This window comes from Prevotella sp. ICM33 (assembly GCF_000517825.1).
Taxonomy (GTDB): Bacteria; Bacteroidota; Bacteroidia; order Bacteroidales; family Bacteroidaceae; genus Prevotella; species Prevotella melaninogenica.
Map to the genome: position 1 here is coordinate 1 of NZ_JACD01000039.1, position 3,161 is coordinate 3,161.

The 3,161-nt window shown below is 34.2% G+C and carries 2 protein-coding genes and 2 pseudogenes; 1 reads left to right on the forward strand and 3 read right to left on the reverse strand.

What is annotated here, in order from left to right:
• Nucleotides 1-40: 40 nt before the first annotated feature.
• Nucleotides 41-1,059 (forward strand): annotated as a pseudogene (locus HMPREF1505_RS05000) (transposase); the annotation flags it as partial.
• Between the two features lie 40 nt (nucleotides 1,060-1,099).
• Here the strand turns inward: HMPREF1505_RS05000 and HMPREF1505_RS13705 are convergent.
• The 3 genes and pseudogenes from HMPREF1505_RS13705 to HMPREF1505_RS05010 form a co-directional block, all read right to left on the reverse strand.
• Nucleotides 1,100-1,144: pseudogene (locus HMPREF1505_RS13705) on the reverse strand (hypothetical protein); the annotation flags it as partial.
• A 225-nt stretch (nucleotides 1,145-1,369) separates the two neighbouring features.
• On the reverse strand, nucleotides 1,370-2,146 hold the full coding sequence (locus HMPREF1505_RS05005) for an ABC transporter permease (RefSeq protein ID WP_013264619.1): 777 nt from the start codon (nucleotides 2,144-2,146) through the stop codon (nucleotides 1,370-1,372).
• Nucleotides 2,143-3,045 (reverse strand): ABC transporter ATP-binding protein, encoded by a 903-nt coding sequence (locus HMPREF1505_RS05010; RefSeq protein WP_013263868.1) that lies wholly within the window; start codon nucleotides 3,043-3,045, stop codon nucleotides 2,143-2,145. The genes HMPREF1505_RS05005 and HMPREF1505_RS05010 overlap by 4 nt, the downstream gene beginning before the upstream one ends.
• Between the last annotated feature and the right edge of the window lie 116 nt (nucleotides 3,046-3,161).

Below are 3,161 nucleotides of genomic sequence, written 5' to 3' on the forward strand. Positions count from 1 at the left end.
GCTAAAGAACTGATTTTAAAGACAAGACAACAAAACTATTATGGAAGCAAAAATAAAGAAAATAAGTGAGTTATCCAAACTTTTGAGTGTTAAAACTCGAATGAGTGATGATTTATTTCATCTTTTTGGCAAGTTTGACATTGGTCACTTGTTATCTCGCCTGTCATTGGAGAAACATGACGGAGTTTCGGCTTCGGAATTAATCCTTTCTCTTTGCCTCTTCCGCATTGTGGGTGAAAGTATTCACAGTATATGCAAGCATAAGATATATGAGCTTTCATATCATGGTAAGAACTGTTTCTATCGGATGATGATTCGCCCCCCAGATGGATTGGAGGCGCTTGATGAACCACTTTGCACTGCGTTATATGTGCCTCTTGCGTAAGTATGGCGAAGCTCCTCAACCCGATACCACGACATGTTTCATTATAGATGACACAGTGCTTGAGAAGAGTGGTGTGAGAATGGAGGGTGTCAGTCGTGTTTTTGACCATGTGAAAGGCAGGTGCGTATTGGGTTACAAACTGCTACTTTGTGCATTCTTTGACGGCAAAACAACCGTACCCTTCGATTTTTCACTGCATCAGGAAAAAGGGAAACAAGGCGACTGCGGGCTGACAAAACAGCAACATAGAAAGGCATATCATATTAAGAGGAATACCGGCAACCCCGATTATAAGCGCTTTCAAGAGTGTAAGATGTCTAAGATGGATGTCGCCATGGATATGCTTCGCCGTGGATGGAAGATGGGCTTGCATGCGAAGTATGTGATTACCGATAGTTGGTTCACCTGCGAGCAACTTATGGCATGTGTTAGAAGCATAGGTAAAGGGGCAATGCACATTGTTGGACTTGCAAAAATGGGAAAGACAAAATACACCGTATCAGGCAGGAAGAAAAATGCGGCAGAACTCATTGCCACCTATGAACGCGAACGAGGAAAGAACTGTCGTAAGTATAAATGTCGATATATTCAACTCAACGGACACTTAGGAGATATACCTGTAAGAATCTTCCTTATCAACTATGGCAGGAACTCCCGCATGGAACGTCCTGCTATTCCACCTTTCAAATTTGCTTGTTCACTTTTACCTAAAGAAGTAATAACGTCTTTCTTTAGTACTAATTTCTGCAATTTTTTCATAAATTTAAGTTATTATGTTATTATCACCCTAATATTACGCTAGGGGCCACGTTTTGTTTTAAGTATAAATCTGATGACTCTAAAGTTGAATTTGTTCAGAATGTCAATATTAATAAGATTCACTAGTGTAGTAATGAACTGCTCTTTTTAAGTGCTAATTTCTGTAACTTCTCCAAAATCTTGTTTATTAATTAATTATTTGATTTTTTTACCGAAGGGTATCTTTTATTTTTTCCTTATAAATACAAAAAATGAAATAATGATAAAGAATAACACACAGGATATGTTTAAGTATTCGCCTTTCGAAAAGTCTATTATCCCACTATAAAAACCATAGTTTAATCTCCACACTGTACCATAGGGTATAAGATAGATATAATCTTTATTTTGAGCAATAACCCCAAAGATCGTCATGAAACCAGCAAACCCGATAGGTAAAACAAAACTCTTAAAGATCAAACTAAGATAATATTGCATAATTGAAACAGCAGAAAGTGCTATAAACAAATATGAGAAATAAAAAGCTGTTAGGTTATTAACATTATAACTGGAGAATTCATATCCAGGTAACAACTTATCCAGAGCAAAACCAGACAGAAGGAAAGCAAGATAACCTATGAGGAAAGAAATAAAGTTAATCTCTAAAAGGAAGACCATTTTGCTCGAATAAATTGTCAGCTTGCTAATTGGTCTTGTAAAAAGAAGTCTAAATCCATAATTCTTATATTCTACATCGCATAAAGAATAACTCAAAATGGCTGCAAGAATTGGATAAAGCAGAGCATAGAAGTCGAAGATGTATCTACCCAATACCCATACCCAAGGATTATAATCAAAAGTTATTGTTGGATTATTGACAGCATCAGCATGTTTAAACAAAACATATATATCAATGCATAAAGTCATGAACAAAGGAAATAACAAGAAGAGCCAAATGGCAATATTAAATCTTAATTTATAGTGTTCACTTTTAAGAATAGTAAAGAACGATATAGGTTTCATAAGTCGGTTTTTATTAGATGAAGGAATACAGACTCCAAATTTTCTTGGTATGTATCTGCAAATAAAATTTGAATGTGGTTTTGTTGCATTAATTTTTTAAAACTGTCAAAGGAACCATCTTGCTCTATTTCTATAATAAGCGTTCCATCAGAGATCCTTTTTGTGGGAATCAAGTGTTCTTTACATATCTTCATGCATCGTTCCGGTTGGTCCGTATGTATTAAATAAGATTGCTTTTTCTGATTGAGTAGACTATTAATTTCTCCTTGAAACAATAATCTTTTATTATTTAATATTCCGATGTGTGTGCATATTTTCTCCATTTCAGCTAAGATATGTCCTGAAATGAAAATAGTTTTTCCTTTACTTTTAAGTTTGAGCATTAGCTCTCTCATTTCAAAAACACCTTGAGGATCTAGTCCATTGAGTGGTTCGTCAAGAATGAGTAATTTAGGATTATGAAACATTGCCATCGCAATTCCCAAGCGTTGTTTCATTCCTGTAGAATATTTTCTAACTTTTTTGTCTTTATCTTTAGTCAAATTCACAAGCTCTAGAACCTCTTGAATGCGTTTTTGTCCACAATGATATAGTATATCCAAATAGTTTAGATTCTCATAGGCACTCAAATCTGCATAGAAGAATGGATGTTCAATCAAGCATCCTATATTTTGAAGGATATGCAATCTGTTGGAATGAAATTCTTTTTTATTGAAAAATACCGTATTTATTTTAGTTTGCTCCAATCCTAAAAGTATCTTTATCGTTGTTGATTTACCCTCTCCATTCTTGCCTAAGTATCCATAAATGGAACCTTCTGGAATCTTCAAGTTAATGTCTTCTAATACAGAATGATTTCTGTAGTTAAAAGTGAGATGGTTAGTTTCAAGTATATTCATAATCAACACTTTCTTTTAAAATTATTCGTATTTAAATGATTTAACTAAAGTTTCCCACCCAAATAAATAGATAGAAAAATAACAGTTTGTCGAATTTTCTTTGTAAATTAGTAATC